The 16,946-nt window shown below is 74.2% G+C and carries 14 protein-coding genes; 5 read left to right on the plus strand and 9 right to left on the minus strand.

Annotation, left to right across the window (positions count from 1 at the left end):
• Positions 1–3: 3 nt before the first annotated feature.
• Together ACFSJS_RS19495 and ACFSJS_RS19500 are read left to right on the plus strand one after the other, a co-directional pair.
• Entirely contained in the window at positions 4–1,338 is a 1,335-nt protein-coding gene (locus ACFSJS_RS19495) for a nicotinate phosphoribosyltransferase (protein WP_380902104.1), read from the plus strand.
• 206 nt (positions 1,339–1,544) lie between these two features.
• On the plus strand, positions 1,545–2,138 hold the full coding sequence (locus tag ACFSJS_RS19500) for an isochorismatase family protein (protein ID WP_380902106.1): 594 nt from the start codon (positions 1,545–1,547) through the stop codon (positions 2,136–2,138).
• A gap of 116 nt (positions 2,139–2,254) precedes the next feature.
• Here the strand turns inward: ACFSJS_RS19500 and ACFSJS_RS19505 are convergent, their stop codons facing one another.
• Both ACFSJS_RS19505 and ACFSJS_RS19510 read right to left on the minus strand, forming a co-directional pair.
• The gene (locus ACFSJS_RS19505) at positions 2,255–2,632 is read right to left on the minus strand and encodes a hypothetical protein (RefSeq protein ID WP_380902108.1); all 378 of its coding nucleotides are present in this window, start codon (positions 2,630–2,632) and stop codon (positions 2,255–2,257) included.
• A gap of 148 nt (positions 2,633–2,780) precedes the next feature.
• Positions 2,781–5,162, minus strand: a complete 2,382-nt coding sequence (locus ACFSJS_RS19510) for an immune inhibitor A domain-containing protein (RefSeq protein WP_380902110.1) — start codon at positions 5,160–5,162, stop codon at positions 2,781–2,783.
• A 346-nt stretch (positions 5,163–5,508) separates the two neighbouring features.
• Between ACFSJS_RS19510 and ACFSJS_RS19515 the strand changes: the two genes are divergently transcribed.
• Entirely contained in the window at positions 5,509–5,793 is a 285-nt protein-coding gene (locus ACFSJS_RS19515; RefSeq protein WP_380902112.1) for a hypothetical protein, read from the plus strand.
• Between the two features lie 62 nt (positions 5,794–5,855).
• Here the strand turns inward: ACFSJS_RS19515 and ACFSJS_RS19520 are convergent, their stop codons facing one another.
• Positions 5,856–7,556, minus strand: a complete 1,701-nt coding sequence (locus ACFSJS_RS19520; RefSeq protein ID WP_380902114.1) for an RDD family protein — start codon at positions 7,554–7,556, stop codon at positions 5,856–5,858.
• 267 nt (positions 7,557–7,823) lie between these two features.
• On the opposite strand from ACFSJS_RS19520, the gene ACFSJS_RS19525 reads away from it, so the two are divergent.
• The gene (locus tag ACFSJS_RS19525) at positions 7,824–8,264 is read left to right on the plus strand and encodes an SsgA family sporulation/cell division regulator (RefSeq protein WP_380902116.1); all 441 of its coding nucleotides are present in this window, start codon (positions 7,824–7,826) and stop codon (positions 8,262–8,264) included.
• A 462-nt stretch (positions 8,265–8,726) separates the two neighbouring features.
• On the opposite strand, the gene ACFSJS_RS19530 is transcribed toward ACFSJS_RS19525, so the two are convergent.
• Entirely contained in the window at positions 8,727–9,200 is a 474-nt protein-coding gene (locus ACFSJS_RS19530) for an Lrp/AsnC family transcriptional regulator (RefSeq protein WP_380902118.1), read from the minus strand.
• 122 nt (positions 9,201–9,322) lie between these two features.
• Between ACFSJS_RS19530 and hppD the strand changes: the two genes are divergently transcribed.
• Positions 9,323–10,468, plus strand: coding sequence for a 4-hydroxyphenylpyruvate dioxygenase (gene hppD / locus ACFSJS_RS19535; RefSeq protein WP_380902120.1), 1,146 nt, complete (start codon positions 9,323–9,325; stop codon positions 10,466–10,468).
• A gap of 92 nt (positions 10,469–10,560) precedes the next feature.
• Here the strand turns inward: hppD and ACFSJS_RS19540 are convergent, their stop codons facing one another.
• The 5 genes from ACFSJS_RS19540 to ACFSJS_RS19560 form a co-directional block, all read right to left on the minus strand.
• Positions 10,561–11,160, minus strand: coding sequence for an RDD family protein (locus ACFSJS_RS19540; RefSeq protein WP_380902122.1), 600 nt, complete (start codon positions 11,158–11,160; stop codon positions 10,561–10,563).
• Between the two features lie 94 nt (positions 11,161–11,254).
• Positions 11,255–12,040 carry a S16 family serine protease gene (locus tag ACFSJS_RS19545; RefSeq protein WP_380902124.1) on the minus strand — a complete coding sequence of 262 codons (786 nt, stop codon included), beginning with the start codon at positions 12,038–12,040 and terminating at the stop codon, positions 11,255–11,257.
• Between the two features lie 120 nt (positions 12,041–12,160).
• Positions 12,161–12,805 (minus strand): IclR family transcriptional regulator, encoded by a 645-nt coding sequence (locus tag ACFSJS_RS19550; RefSeq protein ID WP_380902126.1) that lies wholly within the window; start codon positions 12,803–12,805, stop codon positions 12,161–12,163.
• Positions 12,806–13,314: 509 nt separating this feature from the next.
• Positions 13,315–15,102 carry a DEAD/DEAH box helicase gene (locus ACFSJS_RS19555; protein WP_380902128.1) on the minus strand — a complete coding sequence of 596 codons (1,788 nt, stop codon included), beginning with the start codon at positions 15,100–15,102 and terminating at the stop codon, positions 13,315–13,317.
• 207 nt (positions 15,103–15,309) lie between these two features.
• On the minus strand, positions 15,310–16,809 hold the full coding sequence (locus tag ACFSJS_RS19560; RefSeq protein WP_380902130.1) for an MFS transporter: 1,500 nt from the start codon (positions 16,807–16,809) through the stop codon (positions 15,310–15,312).
• Positions 16,810–16,946: the final 137 nt, after the last annotated feature.

The raw sequence follows: 16,946 nt of genomic DNA on the forward strand, positions 1-16,946 counted from the left end.
ATCATGAACACAGCAGACCCGGGCCTGCCGGTCGCCGTGCCGTCGACCGCGCTCTTCACGGACCACTACGAACTCACCATGGTCCAGGCCGCGTTGCGCGGCGGGACCGCCCACCGGCGCTCGGTCTTCGAGGTCTTCACCCGCCGGCTGCCCGAGGGCCGCCGCTACGGCGTGGTGGCGGGCACCGGACGGGTGCTGGACGCGGTGGAGAACTTCCGCTTCGAGCCGGAGATCCTGCACTTCCTGCGCGAGCACCACGTGGTGGACGAGCCGACCCTGCAGTGGCTGGCCGACTACCGGTTCCGCGGCGACATCAGGGGCTACCCCGAGGGCGAGGTCTACTTCCCCGGCTCGCCGATCCTGCGCGTGGAGGGCAGCTTCGCCGAGTGCGTGCTGCTGGAGACGGTCATCCTGTCAATCCTCAACCACGACTCGGCCGTCGCCGCCGCCGCGTCCCGGATGGCCGTCGCCGCCGGCGGGCGCCCGCTGATCGAGATGGGGGCCCGGCGCACCCACGAGCTGTCGGCGGTGGCCGCCGCCCGCGCCGCGTACGTGGGCGGCTTCTCCACCACCTCCGACCTGGCCGCGGGCTTCCGCTACGGCATCCCCACCACCGGCACCAGCGCCCACTCCTTCACCCTGCTGCACGACACCGAGCGCGGCGCCTTCACCGCGCAGGTGGAGGCCATGGGCTCGGGCACCACGCTCCTGGTGGACACCTACGACGTCGCCGAGGCCGTGCGCACCGCCGTGGAGGTGGCCGGGCCGGACCTGGGCGCCGTGCGGATCGACTCCGGCGACCTGCTGCTGCTCGCCCACCGGGTGCGGCAGCAGCTGGACGAGCTGGGCGCCCGGGAGACGAGGATCGTCGTGACCAGCGACCTGGACGAGTACGCCATCGCCTCGCTGGCCGCCGCCCCCGTGGACGCCTACGGGGTGGGCACCCAGCTGGTCACCGGCAGCGGCCACCCGACGGCCTCGATGGTCTACAAGCTGGTCGCCCGCGCCGACTCCGACGACCCCGGCGCGCCGCTGCGGCCGGTGGCGAAGAAGTCGATGGGCGGGAAGCTGTCGGTGGGCGGCGTCAAGTGGGCCGCGCGCCGCCCGGACGCGCACGGCACGGCGGAGGCCGAGGTCGTGGGCACCGGGGAGGTCCCCGAGGAGCTGGCGGAGCACCTGCTGATGGTGGACCTGGTCCGCGGCGGCGAGATCGTGGCGCGCGAGCGGCTGGACGCGGCCCGCGAGCGGCACGTGCGGGCCCGCGGCGGGCTGCCGCTGTCGGCGACGCAGCTCTCGCGCGGCGAGCCGGTGCTGCCCACCGAGTACGTCTCCGGCTGAACCCGGCGGCACGGGGCGCCGGGGCGGCGGGGGACGGCGGGGCGGCCGGTGGCCCTCCCGGAGCGGGCGCCGCGTGTCTAAGGTCGGATACGCGGCGCCCGCCGCACCGGCCGCCTCCCCGCACCCGGAGCCCCGCACGGACCGGCACCGGCAATCCGTCCATCCACCCATCCATCCACCCACCCACCAGCCGAAAGGTGTGCGCCATGCACCGGGCACTGATCGTCGTGGACGTCCAGAACGACTTCTGTGAGGGCGGCAGCCTCGCGGTGGCGGGGGGAGCCGACGTGGCCGCCGCCGTCACCGAGCTGATCGGCCGGCCCGCCTCCGGGTACGCCCACGTGGTGGCCACCCGCGACCACCACGTCTCCCCGGGCGGCCACTTCTCCGACCACCCCGACTTCCGCGACTCCTGGCCCCCGCACTGCGTGGCCGGGACCGAGGGGGCGGGCTTCCACCCGAACTTCGCCCCGGCCGTCGCCTCGGGCTCGGTCGACGCCGTCTTCGACAAGGGCGCGTACGCCGCCGCCTACAGCGGCTTCGAGGGGAGGGACGAGAACGGCGTCCCGCTCGCCGACTGGCTGCGCTCCCACGACGTCACGGAGGTGGACCTGGTCGGCATCGCCACCGACCACTGCGTCCGTGCCACCGCCCTGGACGCGGTGCGCGAGGGCTTCCGCGCGCGCGTGCTGCTCGGGATGACGGCCGGCGTCGCCGCGCCGACCACCGAGCGGGCGCTGGAGGAGATGCGCCGGGCGGGCGTGGAGCTGACCGGGGAACCGGTGGTCGGGGCCGCCTGACGCCCCGGACAGCGGCGCGTCCGGGGGCCGGGCGCGGTTCCCCGCCCGCTTCCCGGCCGTTTTCCGAGGCCTCCGGACCCCTGGGCCCCGGGAGCCTCCCGGGGCGGGAACCGCTCTCAGAGGGCCGCCGGGGCCTCCGGGCGCCCCTGGTCCGCGGCGGCCCGGCGCAGGGCGCCCACGGGGCGCCAGAAACCGCTCTCGACGCGCGTCCCGCCGTGCCCCGCGCCGGGGGCTCCGGCACACGGCACCGGGCGCCAGACCAGGCCGTCGGGGTGGTGCAGCACGGCGGTGATCTCGTCGGGGGTGGGCGGCTCGGCGTTGCCGCGCAGGTAGACCGCGCGCAGGCCCAGGTTCCGCAGCCGGGTCAGGGCGCGGGCGCGGTTGGCCGCGTGCACCAGGAAGCGGACGCGCCGGCCCCCGTCTCCGGGCCGGGGCACCGAGAGGGCCACGACCACACTGCCGTCCGGCAGCCGTGCCCAGCCTCCACCTGCCATGGTCACCACACTTCCCCGTCGTACGTCACGCCCGCAAAGGGGCCGTCCGGGTGAGGACGGCAACCACAACATACGGCACGGCCGGCCACCGCCCACCAGGGGCGGCGGCCGGCCGTCGGTCCGCCTCAGCGGTCTTCGGAGAAGTCGATCACTTCCGCGAAGAGGGGCTGACCATGACCGTCATCGTCCGGCCGTTCAGCGGCTGGTGGACGATGCTGATCCGCGTGTTGGTGTCGGGCACCTTCACGCTCGCGGTCGGGTTCGCCGGGTCCCAGTAGGTGCCCTTGCGGTCGTCGAAGACGGGCTTGCCCAGCTTCCAGTCGATCTTGGTGGGCACGCCGTTCTTGTGCAGGGTCATGCCCCGCGTCGGGAACCAGCTGAAGGTGGAGTCGTAGGACTGGACGCGGTTGCGCATCAGCGTGCCGTCCGACCACTTCTCCGTCTTCGGGTGGGCGTCGACCGGGAGGACCAGGCCCTCGCCCGGGTGGACGCTGGTGTTGTTGTCCAGCTGGGAGGTGTCCCACAGCCAGATCAGCAGGCCGTTCTGGTAGGCGAAGCGCTCGACCCAGTCGGGACGGGTGCCCTGCCAGCCGAAGTTGTACGGACCGGTCTTCAGCGTCTTGTCGTACGAGACGTACTGGCGGTTCTCGGCGATGTAGAACTGCGGGTAGGAGTTGGTGAACGACTCGCCGATGCGGGAGAAGCCGCTCGCCGTCCAGCCGTTGTCGTCGCCCTCGGCACCGTCGGTGAGGAGGGCCTCGCCGTCGGCGGTGATGGTGATCTCGTCGGCCGTGAAGCCCTTCTCCGCCACACCGCCGTCGGTGCGGTAGTGGAAGCGGAGCTGGATCTCCTGGCCCGCGTAGGCGTCCAGCGGGAAGGACAGGTCGGCCCAGCCGCCCGACTCCCCGTCCAGGGCGGGGGCACCGCTGGCGTCGCGGCCGATGGCCTCGCCGTTCCGCGTGCCCTCCAGGGCGGTCCAGGTGGCGCCGCCGTCGGTGGAGACCTGGGTGTAGAGGTAGTCGTACCCGGCCTCGATCTCCCACCAGCCCTTGAGGTCGAGCGACGCGGTGGAGGCGCCGGTCAGGTCGACGGTGCGGGTCAGGGAGTTGCGCAGGTCGTCACCGCTGCCGCTCCACCACTGCCGGGAGCCCGCGGCGGGCGCGACGACGGTGGTCGTGACCTCCTTCTCGGGGAGCTCGACGATCAGCGCCTGCGGGTTCTTGCCCGGCTGGGCCGCGGCGCCCAGCTTGTGGACGGACGTGGTGGCGGCCTTGGCCGTCTCGTAGTCCAGCCAGCCCAGCGTCAGCTTGTCCCAGGCGGTCATCTCGCCCGCCCAGTCGCCGATGGCGTCCTTGCCGTTGTTCAGCCAGGAGCCGGACGACATCAGGGTCCAGAAGGAGGTGGAGTTCTCGCCGCCGGCGGTGTCGTACAGGTCCGGCAGGCCCAGGTCGTGGCCGTACTCGTGGGCGAAGACGCCCAGGCCGCCGTTCTCGGGCTGCACGGTGTAGTCGCCGACCCAGATGCCGGTGTCGCCGATCTGGGTGCCGCCGGCCTTGTTGAACTCCGGGCCGGTGCTGCCGTAGTCGGTGCCGTAGGCGTACCAGCGGTGGGCCCAGATGGCGTCCTCGCCCTGCGCGCCGCCGCCGGCCGACTCGTCCTCGCCGGCGTGGACGAACTGGAAGTGGTCGATGTAGCCGTCGGCCTCGTTGAAGTCGCCGTCACCGTCGAAGTCGTAGCGGTCCCACCGGTCGTACTCGGCCAGCTGGGCCTTGATCTCCTCGGTGGTGCGGCCCGCGGCCTTCTGGTCCTCGACCCACTGGTTCACGCCGTCGCGGACGGCGTCCCAGACGGTGCTGCAGGTGCTCTGGCCGCAGGCGTTGTTGCCGTAGCGGGCCTCGTTGTAGTCGATCTTGACCCAGTCGGAGACCATGCCGTCGACGGAGTACTTACCGGAGGACTGGGTCTCGTAGTAGGTCTTGAGCGAGCCCTCGCCCTCTCCGAAGTAGATCTCCTCGAAGTGCTCCTGGCTGAAGTCCTCCTTCCAGAGCGTGGTGTTGTCCTGCTTGCGGTCGGGCTCGGCTATCTGGTTGTGCAGCGGACCGGGGGTGCCGCCGTACCTCGGGTCGATCTTGTCGCCGAACTCGAGCAGGATGGTGAAGATCTTGTCGGTCTTCGTCTGCTCCATCTCGACGTACTTCTCGTCGCCGAGCTTCATGACCTTGGTGCCGTTCTTGGTCACGGGCTTCTGTCCGGAGGCCAGCCGCTCGAGGGCCGCGAGGCGCTGGGAGCGCTGCTTCTTGGTCAGCGGGCCGGGCAGGTCGTGGGCGACGTGCTTGCCGTCCTTGTCCTTGCCGTGCTTGTGACCCTTGCCCTCGGCGTGGTCGCTGTGCTCCGCCGCGGCCGGGTCACGGCCGTCGGGTGCGGTGCCCTCACTGGCGTAGGCGGTGCCGGCGGTCAGAAAGGTCGCGCCGATGACGGCGACCGTCGTGGCCAGTGCGGCGGATCTGATGGTCCTCCGTTGGCTCTTCACTAGGTATTGCCCTCCCCATGCATGGCCATGGCACGTGTGTGCACACGTGTTGAGGCATTCGACACGAGCGGTGGGCGAAAAAACAGACCTTGATTTGAACACGCCACGCAAGTACGGTGTCCGACCATCCGGTCGCGGATACCGGACACCCCTGCCGCCCCGGCCGCAGGCTCCGGGGCACACCGCGGCTCCGTGCGCCCCCCGTGCACCGGCGGGCCGCTGACGGCGCCTCAGCCCGCGCTTGCCGGCCGTGCCGCACGGGCATCGGGCACCGTAGAGTCGTCCGACGGACCACGTTCGCCGTCAGGCGACCTCCCCTTCCCGATCCCGGAGGACGGATTCCGTCATGCCGCGTCCGCACCCCGCACAACTCGCCTACGGTTCGGCCGCCGTCGTCCTCTCGGCCCTCGCGATGCTGCTGGTGCCGCAGGCCCGGTCGGGAGCCGGGGTCGTGGTCGTCGCGTGCGCGGCGCTCGCCCTCGGGCTGCTCGTCGCGCTCCGGATCCCCGCCGGGCGCACGGAACCGGACCCGCGCACGGTGCGGGAGACGCCGCCGACCCGGCCGGGGCACCGGGGCGCCGCCCGCGCCGGGGACGACCCGCAGGTGCCCCAGCCCTCCCTGCGCCGCTGACGCCGAGGGCGCGCCGCGCATGGCGCGCCGACCGCCGCGGCTTCCGGCCTCCGGCCGGCGGATCAGCCCGTCAGACTCGCCTCTCCCGAGCCGCGGGCCACGAAGGTGCGGGCGGCCTTGTCGTGCCAGCACTGCCGCCACGGCTTGTCGAACAGGCACCACAGGGCGTTCACCACGCCGATCCCCACCAGCGACAGCACGCCGTACACCAGCCAGCGGCGCAGCGCGGCCCCGAACGACGGGGTGTCCTGCTCCTCGATGCCCAGCACCGTGACCCCGAACAGCCTCTTGCCGAGCGTGCGGCCCCACCGGGCGGTGGGGAGCACCTCGTAGAGGAGGCCGAAGAGCAGGAAGGCGCCCAGCACGATCGCCAGGTACCCGCCGGTGGTGCCGTCGACCAGCCACACCTGGCGGGTCACGCCGGCCTGCTCGACCTCCTCCACCTGCTCGCGGAAGTGGTCGACGCTGGGGCCGACGAACGGGAAGGCCACCGCACCGGTCACCGCCGCGGTGACCAGGCCGTCGACCAGTCGCGCGCCCAGCCGCCGGCCGAGCCCGGCGGGACGGGCCTGCTGCTGGGCGGCCCGCAGGAAGGGGTCGTCGACCGGGGGGCGCCAGGGCGCCGGCCGGTCGGGACCGCCGGGCTGCCCCGGCCGCCCGTCCTGCTGCGGCGGCACGGCCGGAGCGTGTGCCGCGGGCACGGGGGCGTGCGGTGACGGGACGTTGGGGCCGGGGGTGTTCGGGGCGCGCCGGGCGAGTTCGTGCACCTGCCGCGTCCAGGAGGGCTGTGCGGCGGGGTTCGGCACCGGAGCGCCCGGGGCGGGGACGCTCGGGGCGGACGCGGCGGGGTTCGGCGCGGCGGGGTTCGGCGCGGCGGGGTTCGGCACCGGAGCGCCCGGCGCCGGAGCGCTCGGGACGGACGCGGCGGGGTTCGGCGCGGCAGGCACGGGGGCGTGCGCCGCGGGCGGGCCTCCGGCCGGGGCGCCCTGGGCCGGGAGGGCCGGCGCCCCGGCGTCGGGGCGGCGCAGGCCCACGGTGTCCCCGCTCCCGCCGGGCCGTCCGCCCGCGGCCGGTGCGGTGCCGCCGGGGCGCACGGGCCGCATCCGCACGGTCCCGTCCCCGCGGACCGGCGCGCCCGCGCCGCCGTCGGCGTCCCCCCGGGGACCGTGCGGATCGGGGCCCGCCCCCAGGGCCCGGGGGGCGGGCCCCGCGCCGAGTTCCGGTGCGGCGCCGGGGGCGCCCCAGGAGACGCGGTCCTCGCGTTCCCCGCCGGGCCCGGACTGCCGGGAGGGATCCGCCTGCCAGGCGCTCGCGGGCTCGGGCCGGACGCCGTGCAGCCGGGACGGATCGTCCCAGGCGGTCACCCGGTCACCGGGGCGGACGTCCACCTCGCCGCGCCCGCGCAGCTCCGGCAGCGTGCCGCCGGACGGTGCCGGGGCGTCTCCGGCGCCCTCGGGCACCTCCTCGTCGAGGAAGACCGGCCCCGTCTCCTCGGCCGGGGACTCCCGCGGCGTCCGCTGCGCGCTCGGCGCCGGCGAGGGGGACGGGGACGAGGGAAGGGGCGAGGAGGGCGGGGAGGACTGCCGGACCTGCACCCCGGGCGGCGCCGGGGGCGTCGGCTCGCCCTCCCGGGGCTCGGGCCTGCTGGTCCCCGGTACCCATGCGGCGCCGTTCCAGTAGCGGATGTACCCCGGGATGGACGGGTCGGGGTAGTAGCCCGGTTCCGGGCTGCCGTTGGCGGATGCTGACGGAGGGGCGCTCATGTGTACGGTCCCGTATCTGCTCGGCCGTTGCTGTGGCGTGTGCCGTGCCCCGCCGGTCTGCGCAACCGGGGGGCGCTGGGTCCACATCTACCAGAGAGAGGAGGCCCCTCGCCCCGGCCACCGGCGACCCGCCCCTCCTTCCAGCGACACGGGACCGGGTCCGCGTGCCGTGCCGGGCGGGCCGCGGCGTCCGGCCGACGCCCCCTGCCCCCTCCCGGGGCGAGCCGGGAGAATCGCGCACGAGACGGCACACGAAAGGGCGCAGGCATGGAGACCCCCATCGAGCGGGAGCTGGCACTGGACCTGGTGCTGTCCCCGGAGCGGAGCACCACCGTCCCGGCACGGCTCACCTACCACGTCCGCGACCCGTACGCGGTGCACATCACCTTCGACGCCCTCTCCGACCGGCCGGTGCGCTGGACGTTCGCCCGCGAACTGCTGCTGGAGGGGGTGTTAAGACCCTGCGGGCAGGGTGACGTGCGGGTCTGGCCCGCCGCCGTGGAGGGCCGGGGCGTGGTCTGCGTCGCGCTGTCCTCCCCGGCCGGCGACGCACTGCTGCGGGCCCCGGCAAAGGCGGTGACGGCCTGGCTGGAGCGCACGCTGCGGGCGGTCCCGCCCGGCCGGGAGGGCGGTCACCTCGGTCTGGACGAGGGGCTGGAGAGACTGCTGGCGGCCCCCCTGGACGGCGCGGGCGAGACGGATCTCTGACCTCGGCCGGGGCGGACTTCCGGCTCCGCCGGCCCCGATTCACCGGAAATTCTTCGGAAGATGTCCCTTCGAGCCGGGACATCCGCCATGATTCCTCCATGTCGAAGGACGATCGCCGGACCGAGGTCCATCAGCGCGCGGAACGGTACCTCCTCGATCTGGAGGAGCGCCTCGATCCCGCCGCCTTCGCCCTGTTCCTACGGGTGGTGGGCGGGGTGGACGCCGCCGTCCGGCACCGGGAGCGGGACGTGGACATCGCCATGACCCCCGGGGGAGCGGGACCTGTTCCTGACCGAGCTCCAGGGCGAGCTGGTCACCCTGCTCGTCCTGCTGGGCTTCCCCCGCGACCGGATCGCCTCCCTGGCCGGGCCGTGCGGGGAGGGCCCCCGGACGGCCCGGGCCGCCGCCCGCACCGGTGACGGGGAGCCCTGAGCGCCACCGGACGACCGGAACCCCGGCCGGTCAGCCGGCGTCCGCGGCGGCCTGGCGGACCAGCGGGACGATCCGCAGCGGCACCGGGTTCTCCATGACGATCGCCGTGGAGGCCCGCACGATGCCCTCGAACCCCACCACCTTGTCGATCACCCGCTGGAGGTCGGCGTTGGAGCGGGCCACCAGGCGGCAGAGCATGTCGCCGCGCCCGGTGATGGTGTGGAGCTCCAGCACCTCGGGGACGGCCGCCAGGTGTGCCCGCACGTCGCCGCCCTGCCCCTGTCTGATCTCCAGCGTGGCGAAGGCGGTGACCGGGTAGCCGATCGCGGCCGGGTCCACGTCGGGGCCGAAGCCGCGGATCACGCCGCTGTCGCGCAGCCGGTCCAGCCGGGCCTGCACGGTGCCGCGGGCCACGCCGAGGCGGCGGGACGCCTCCAGGACGCCGATGCGCGGTTCGGCGGCCAGCAGCTCCAGCAGCCGGCCGTCCAGCTCGTCGATGCTCACGACCTACCTCCCGATGGTCATCCTGTACAGATCGCCCGGAGTGATGGCGGGATCACTATGCAAAGTGTCCAGCGCCTGCACGAACTATTGCGCATCTTGTGGAACAGCGGGAGTCTGCGGCCATGACTGAGACCATCCACACCGCCCCCAGCACCGCCCGGCAGGCCGATCCCTTCCCGGTGAAGGGGATGGACGCGGTCGTCTTCGCCGTGGGCAACGCCAAGCAGGCCGCGCACTACTACTCCACGGCCTTCGGCATGAGGCTCGTGGCCTACTCCGGCCCCGAGAACGGCAGCCGCGAGACCGCTTCCTACGTCCTGGAGTCGGGCTCCGCCCGCTTCGTCCTCACGTCAGTCATCAAGCCGGTCACCGACCGCGGCCGGTGGCTGGCCGACCACGTCGCCGCGCACGGCGACGGCGTGATCGACCTGGCCATCGAGGTGCCGGACGCCCGCGCCGCGTACGCCTACGCGATCGAGCACGGCGCCACCGGCCTGGAGGAGCCCCACGAGGTCCGGGACGAGCACGGCACCGTCGTGCTCGCCGCCATCGCCACCTACGGCGAGACCCGCCACACCCTGGTGGAGCGCTCCGGGTACGACGGCCCCTACCTGCCCGGCTTCACCGCGGCCGGGCCGATCGTCGAGCCGCCCTCCCACCGCTTCTTCCAGGCCATCGACCACTGCGTGGGCAACGTCGAGCTCGGGAAGATGGACGAGTGGGTGACCTTCTACAACAAGGTCATGGGCTTCACCAACATGAAGGAGTTCGTCGGCGACGACATCGCCACCGAGTACTCCGCGCTGATGTCGAAGGTCGTGGCCGACGGCAGGCGCAAGGTGAAGTTCCCGCTCAACGAGCCGGCCATCGCCAGGAAGAAGTCGCAGATCGACGAGTACCTGGAGTTCTACGGCGGACCCGGCGTGCAGCACATCGCGCTGGCCACCAACGACATCGTCGCCACGGTGCGGGCCATGCGCGCCGCCGGGGTGGAGTTCCTGGACACCCCCGACTCCTACTACGACACCCTGGGCGAGTGGGTCGGCGAGACCCGGGTGCCGATCGAGGAGCTGCGCGAGCTGAAGATCCTGGCCGACCGCGACGAGGACGGCTACCTGCTGCAGATCTTCACCAAGCCGGTCCAGGACCGGCCGACGGTGTTCTTCGAGATGATCGAGCGCCACGGCTCCATGGGCTTCGGCAAGGGCAACTTCAAGGCCCTGTTCGAGGCCATCGAGCGCGAGCAGGCCAGGCGCGGCAACCTCTGAGCCGCCCGGCGCGCACCGCGCCCGCCGGTCCCGCGGCCCCGCCTCCCTGACGGCGGGGCCGCGGTCCGTACCCGGTAGCCGGCCGCGGCCGGCTACCGGGTGCGGACCACCACGGTGCGCACGATCTTGTCGTGCAGCCCCTGCCGGTGGGGTTTGTCCCAGGTGACCCACAGGTAGGCGAGGGGGACGCAGGTGAGGTAGTTGATCAGCGTCGCCATCAGGTGCCGGCCGAGCGCGGTGCCGAACCCCACCGGCTGCCCGGTCTCCAGACGTGCCACCCGCAGCCCGAGCAGGCGCTTCCCCACGGTGCCGCCGGTGGCCGTGAGGATCGGGTCGTAGAGGAAGATCCCGAAGAGCAGGGTGAGGGCGATGAGGAGCCCGCCCAGCACCGCCCCGGGGCCCTCGGGGCCGGTGTCCAGGTACGCGGCGGTCGGAGCGAGGACCGCGACGATGAGCACCGCGGTCAGGAGGCCGTCCACCAGTTTCGCCAGGAACCGCTTGCCCGGGGCCGCCACCAACTCCGGCGGCGGACCCGGCAGCGGCGGCGGCGGAGGGTACCCGTACCCGTAGGGCGGGGGCGCCGCGTAGCCGGGCGGGGGCGCCGCGTCGTAGGGCGGGACGGGCTGCCCGGCGGCGGGCGGGAATCCGGGGGTGGACGGCGGTACGTTCGGCGGTGGCACGGGCTGGCTCATGCGCCGTATCCAAGCACGTCCGCGCGGGGGGCCGTCCTCCCGCTCCCCTGCCTCCCCGTGCCGGCGCGCCCGGCCGCGGGGCGGGCGGGTCCCGTCAGCAGCTGGGCACGCGCCCGCCGTCGCGCAGCGCGTCCAGCGCGTCGAGGGCCCCGCCGAGAGTGGTGACGGGCACCAGCCGCAGCCCGTCGGGGAGTTCGGCCCGTGCCGTGCCGCACTCGGCCTCCGGCACCAGGAAGACGGTGGCACCGTCGCGCCGGGCCGCCTGGGTCTTCAGGGGGACGCCGCCGACGGGACCGACCCTGCCGTCCGCGTCGATGGTGCCGGTGCCGGCGATCGTGCGGCCGCCGGTGAGGTCGTCGCCGTCGACCTTGTCGATGATCCCCAGGGCGAAGAGCAGTCCGGCGCTGGGGCCGCCGACGTCGGCCAGGCGCAGCTCGACCTCCACCTCCTCCTTCCGCAGGCCCAGTTCGCGCAGGGCGGCGGTGACGGCCACGTCCTGCGACTCCCTCATCTGGGCGTCGATGTGCTCCTTGATCTCGGCGGGGTCGTCGCCGACGGGGTAGACGGAGGCGCGGGGCATCACGGCGCGGTCGGTGTCGAACCAGCCTCTCAGCACGTCGGCCAGCCGCACGGTGGTGTCCGACGACGTCGCCGCGATCGTGGTCGCCAGCAGTTCGCCCTCGGAGGGCCGGTCGCCGTCCCCCGGGTCGCCGGTGACGGTGATGACGGGTTTCCCCCGGTACTCCCCCAGGACGTTCGCGGTGTCCCCGGGCTGGGCGATCGAGAACGGCAGCGGGGCCAGTGCGGCGACCGCGAGCAGTGCGGTGACGAGCGCGCCGCAGACCGCGAGGGTCCGCGTGCGGGAGGTGGGAGCCGGCATGGCAGCGAATCTAGTTCACCGCGGCGCGGGGCGCGGAACCGGCCGTCCGCGCCGGGCGCCGCGGCACCGCCGCGTCCGCATCCGCGCCCCCGTCCGGCCCGCACCGGCCGCCGCCGGGTGTCAGCGCAGGAACTCCGCGACCTCCTGTGCCGCCTGGACCACGCGCGGTCCCACCTTCTGCGGCACCGACTCCGACAGCATCACCACGCCGACGCTGCCCTCGATGCCGCTGACGCCCGTCAGCGGGGCGGCGGCACCGCAGGCGCCGGCCTCCAGCTCGCCGTGGGTGAGGACGTAGCCGTCCGGCAGCGCCTCCTCGGGCCGGCGCCCGGCGAGGATCGCGCGCCCCGCCGCGCCCCTGTCCAGCGGGTGGCGGAAGCCGGTGCGGTAGGCCACGTGGTAGTCGGTCCAGCTCGGTTCGACGACGGCGACCGCCAGCGCCTCGTTGCCGTCCACCAGGGTGAGGTGGGCGGTGGCGCCCACGTCCTCGGCCAGCGCCCGGAGCGCGGGCAGGGCCGCCTCCCGCACCAGGGGGTGGACCTGCCGCCCCAGCCGCAGCACCCCGAGTCCGACGCGGGCCCGGCCGCCCAGGTCCCGGCGCACCAGCGAGTGCTGCTCCAGCGTGGCGAGCAGGCGGTAGACGACCGTGCGGTTGACCCCGAGCCTGCTGGAGAGCTCGGTGACGGTCAGGCCGTGGTCGGTGTCGGCTAGCAGTTTGAGGACGCGCAGTCCCCGGTCGAGCGTCTGAGAGGTCTCCGCGGTCACGACGCCCCCCTCCTCGGGTGTGTGGCCGGCGGCCGGTCCCGGAAGGTGCGCCGCCGGTCCCGTCGGCGGACGTGCTTGCTGTTCCCGGAGAGCCGTCGGTCGCGTTGGCGGGCCGCACCGGCTGCGCTCCGCGGCGACTCTGCCACGGGGCGTGTGCGTGACGCGAAACTTAGCGACCGTCACCGCCGCCCGGAAGACTCTGTCCAGAATCCGGGCATCACTGGCATGGTTTATCCGCATTGCGTACAGCCGCAGGTCACACCGGTCCAGGGCGCCGCATGAGGACGATCGCACAGCTACGCGCATAGCGCACAGATGCACACACCGGTGCTCACCGGGCTTACCGTCCGGTACGGGACGGTGCGGACACGGGAAGGGGGAGGGGCGGCCTCCCCCGGCCTCCGCGCGCCGTCACGCCCGCGTCCGCGGGCCCCGTCCGCGGGCCTCCGCCGCCCGCCTCGGCCCGATGCCGGGGGCGAAGCGCCCGCCGCCGGCCGGGAGAGGGGCCCTCACCGCATCCGGGTGGCCCACTCCCGCACCTTGGCGATCCGCTGCCGGAGCTGCCCGGCCGTCGCCTCGGCGGTGGGCGGGCCCCCGCACGCCCGGCGCAGCTCGGTGTGGATCACCCCGTGCGGCTTGCCGCTCTGGTGGGAGTACGCGCCGACCAGCGAGTTGAGCTGCCGGCGCATCTCCAGCATCTCCTTGTGCGTGACCACCGGACGCCTCTCGGCGGGCGTCTCCAGCAGGTCGGCCTCGGCGTCCGGCTTGCGGCGGCTGTGGGCGATCTGCCGCGCCTGCCGCTTCTGGAGCAGCAGTTGCACCTGGTCCGGCTCCAGCAGTCCGGGGATGCCCAGGTAGTCCTGCTCCTCCTCGCTGCCGGGGTGGGCCTGCATGCCGAACTCGGCGCCGTCGTACATCACCCGGTCGAAGACCGCGTCCGACTCCAGCGCCTCGAAGGGCAGTTGGTCCTGGTCGCCGGTCTCCTCGTCCTGCTGCCTCTCGGCCTCCTTGAGGAGGTCGGCCTCCTCCGCGTACGGGTCCTCGTCCCCGCCCTTCTTCGGCTTGTCCAGGACGTGGTCGCGCTCGACCTCCATCTCGTGGGCGAAGCCCAGCAGCATGGGGATGGTCGGCAGGAAGACGGACGCCGTCTCCCCGCGCCGCCGCGACCGCACGAAGCGGCCGACGGCCTGGGCGAAGAACAGCGGGGTGGAGATCGTCGTGGCGTACACGCCGACCGCCAGCCGCGGCACGTCCACGCCCTCGGAGACCATGCGCACCGCCACCATCCAGCGGTCGTCGGAGGCGCTGAACTCCTCGATCCGTTTGGACGCCCCGGTGTCGTCGGAGAGCACGACCGTCGCGGGGGTGCCGGTGATCTCGCGGAGCAGCTTGGCGTAGGCGCGGGCCGAGTCCTGGTCGCTGGCGATCACCAGGCCGCCGGCGTCCGGGATCGCCTTGCGGACCTCCGTCAGCCGGGTGTCGGCCGCGCGCAGCACACTGGGCATCCAGTCGCCGCGCGGGTCCAGCGCGGTGCGCCACGCCTGGGAGATGGCGTCCTTGGTCATCGGCTCGCCGAGCTTGGCCTCCAGTTCGTCGCCCGCCTTGCTGCGCCAGCGCATGTTGCCGCTGTAGGACAGGAAGATCACCGGGCGCACGACGCCGTCGGCCAGCGCCTTGCCGTAGCCGTAGGTGTAGTCCGCCACCGAGCGGCGGACCCCCTCGGCGTCCTCGGCGTAGGTGACGAACGGGATGGGGTTGGTGTCCGAGCGGAACGGCGTGCCGGTCAGGGCCAGGCGCCGGGTGGCCGGCTCGAACGCCTCGAAGCACGCCTCGCCCCAGGAGCGGGTGTCGCCGGCGTGGTGGATCTCGTCCAGGATCACCAGCGTCTTGCGCTGCTCGCAGCGGTTGCGGTGGAGCATCGGGCGCACGCCCACGCCCGCGTACGTCACCGCGACGCCGTGGTACTCCCGGCCGAGCGGGCCCGCGCTGTACTCCGGGTCCAGTTTGATGCCCACCCTCGCCGCCGCCTCGGCCCACTGCTTCTTCAGGTGCTCGGTCGGGGCGACGACCGTCACCTGCTGGACGACGTGGTGGTGCAGCAGCCAGGAGGCCAGGGTGAGCGCGAAGGTGGTCTTTCCCGCGCCCGGGGTCGCCACGGCGAGGAAGTCCCGGGGCTGCTTCTCGATGTAGAGGTCCATCGCGGCCTGCTGCCAGGCGCGCAGCTTGCCGGCCGTGCCCCACGGGGCGCGGCCGGGGAACGCGGGCGAGAGGTGGTGGGACGTGGTCGTGGTAGTCACGGTCTCCGCTGAACTGGGTCGGCGATCGGCAACCGCGTCAGCCTATCGGGCCGCCCGCCCGCCATCCGGGGGACGCCCGGAGGGGCGGGCGCGGTGCGATCCACGTCACAGACGCGCGGACGGCGCCCGCGGGGAACCGGCGTGCTCCCCCGCGCACTTCGCCCCCGGACCCCTGCGGGGCCGCCGGCGGCCCCGCGGCGGTACCGGTCACTTCCCCGGGCGCAGCCGCCCCGCCACCAGCGCGCCCACCAGGGCGACCGCCGCCGCCGGGAGGTAGACGGCCAGGAACGCCGCCGGGTGGGAGGCCGAGGCGGCGGCACCCGCCTCCCCCGCCCCGTGGCCCACCACGCTCACCGCGCCGCCGCCGAGGCCGGCGAACGCCGCTCCGCAGGCGGCGAGCAGCACCACGTTGGACAGGCCGTCGCTGAGCTGGAGGGCGGCGGAGTTGGCGCCCGCCTCCTCCGGCCGGGACAGCTTCAGCAGCAGCACGCTCGTGGAGGAGATCACCATGCCCATCCCGAAGCAGCCCGCCGCCTGGGCGACCGCCGCGATCCACACCGGGACGGCCTCCACCAGCACCAGCGGTGTGGCGGCGATCCCCGCCGTCACCACCACCATGCCGATCCGCACCAGCGTCTCCCGGTGCCCGTCCATCGCCGGACGGGACTGCACCCAGGAGCCCAGCGCCCAGGTGGCGCCGCCCGCCGCGAGCGCGAGCCCGGCCATGGTCACCGTCAGCCCGCGCTGGGTGACCAGCATCAGCGGTACGAAGCTCTCGGCGACGACGAACGCGCCGGCCGCGATGCCGCGCATCAGCACCACCGTCGGCAGCCCGCGCGCGGCGCGGAAGGTGCCGCGCGGCAGCAGGCCGAGCGCGGCCGGGACCATCAGGGCGGCGCCGGCCGCCGCCGGGACCAGCGAGATCCAGCGCAGGTCCTGCCCGGCGTACTGGAGCAGCCCCGCCCCCAGCGAGATCGCCACCGCCAGCCTCAGCAGCCGCCGGTCCACCGGGCGCGGCTCGCCGGGCGGCGGTCCCGAGGCGGCCCGGCGCAGCGGCGGGAGCATGGCGGCGATCGGCAGGACGACCAGGACCGGGATGCCCAGGAACACCCAGCGCCAGCCGAACTGCTCGGTGACCGTCCCCGAGATCAGCGGCCCGACGACCGAGGGGATCACCCAGGACGCGGCGAAGGCGGCCATCACCGTGGGACGCAGGCGCTCGGGGTAGGCGCGGCTGACGGTGACGTACAGCGCGACGATCACCAGGCCGCCGCCGATGCCCTGCACCGCCCGGCCGAGCACGAAGACCCACATCACCGTGGCCGTGCCCGACAGCAGCAGCCCGACCGCGAAGGAGCCGATGCCGACCGCGAGCGGCGCCAGCGGGCCGGACCGGTCGCACCACTGGCCGGAGGCGACCATGCCCAGCAGGCTGGTGGTGAAGTACGCGGAGAAGGCGAAGGCGTACAGCGCCACCCCGTCCAGCCGGTCCGCGGCGACGGGCATGGCCGTGCCGACGGCCGTCGCCTCGAAGGCGATCAGCAGGACGACGGTGACGATGCCCAGGGTCAGCGCCCGGTAGGCGCGGCCCAGCACCCCGCCCGCCCCGTCCGCGTCCGGGGTCCCGGCGGTGCCGGCCGGGGTGAGGACGGGGGCGGCGGAGGCGATCTTGCCCAGGTCTTCGACCTCGTCGTCGAGTGCGCTCATGCGGCTCAGAGTAAGGCCCGTCGGCGACACTCGCCCCTGTCGGGGGGCGGGGGCCGGCTCCGCCTTTGGTCCCGGGTCCGCAGGCCGGGGCGTTCCGGACCGCCGGGCCCTCCGCTGCGCCGCGGACCGGCTCCGTT

This window comes from Streptomyces desertarenae, from assembly GCF_042681365.1.
In the GTDB taxonomy this organism is placed as follows: domain Bacteria; phylum Actinomycetota; class Actinomycetes; order Streptomycetales; family Streptomycetaceae; genus Streptomyces; species Streptomyces desertarenae.

What these genes read in the sequence shown, in the direction of transcription:
- ACFSJS_RS19495 (WP_380902104.1), top strand. Translation starts at nt 4, where the DNA reads ATGAACACAGCAGACCCGGGCCTGCCGGTCGCCGTGCCGTCGACCGCG.
- ACFSJS_RS19500 (WP_380902106.1), top strand. Translation starts at nt 1,545, where the DNA reads ATGCACCGGGCACTGATCGTCGTGGACGTCCAGAACGACTTCTGTGAG.
- ACFSJS_RS19505 (WP_380902108.1), bottom strand. Translation starts at nt 2,632, where the DNA reads ATGGCAGGTGGAGGCTGGGCACGGCTGCCGGACGGCAGTGTGGTCGTG.
- ACFSJS_RS19515 (WP_380902112.1), top strand. Translation starts at nt 5,509, where the DNA reads ATGCCGCGTCCGCACCCCGCACAACTCGCCTACGGTTCGGCCGCCGTC.
- ACFSJS_RS19520 (WP_380902114.1), bottom strand. Translation starts at nt 7,556, where the DNA reads ATGAGCGCCCCTCCGTCAGCATCCGCCAACGGCAGCCCGGAACCGGGC.
- ACFSJS_RS19525 (WP_380902116.1), top strand. Translation starts at nt 7,824, where the DNA reads ATGGAGACCCCCATCGAGCGGGAGCTGGCACTGGACCTGGTGCTGTCC.
- hppD (WP_380902120.1), top strand. Translation starts at nt 9,323, where the DNA reads ATGACTGAGACCATCCACACCGCCCCCAGCACCGCCCGGCAGGCCGAT.
- ACFSJS_RS19540 (WP_380902122.1), bottom strand. Translation starts at nt 11,160, where the DNA reads ATGAGCCAGCCCGTGCCACCGCCGAACGTACCGCCGTCCACCCCCGGA.
- ACFSJS_RS19545 (WP_380902124.1), bottom strand. Translation starts at nt 12,040, where the DNA reads ATGCCGGCTCCCACCTCCCGCACGCGGACCCTCGCGGTCTGCGGCGCG.
- ACFSJS_RS19560 (WP_380902130.1), bottom strand. Translation starts at nt 16,809, where the DNA reads ATGAGCGCACTCGACGACGAGGTCGAAGACCTGGGCAAGATCGCCTCC.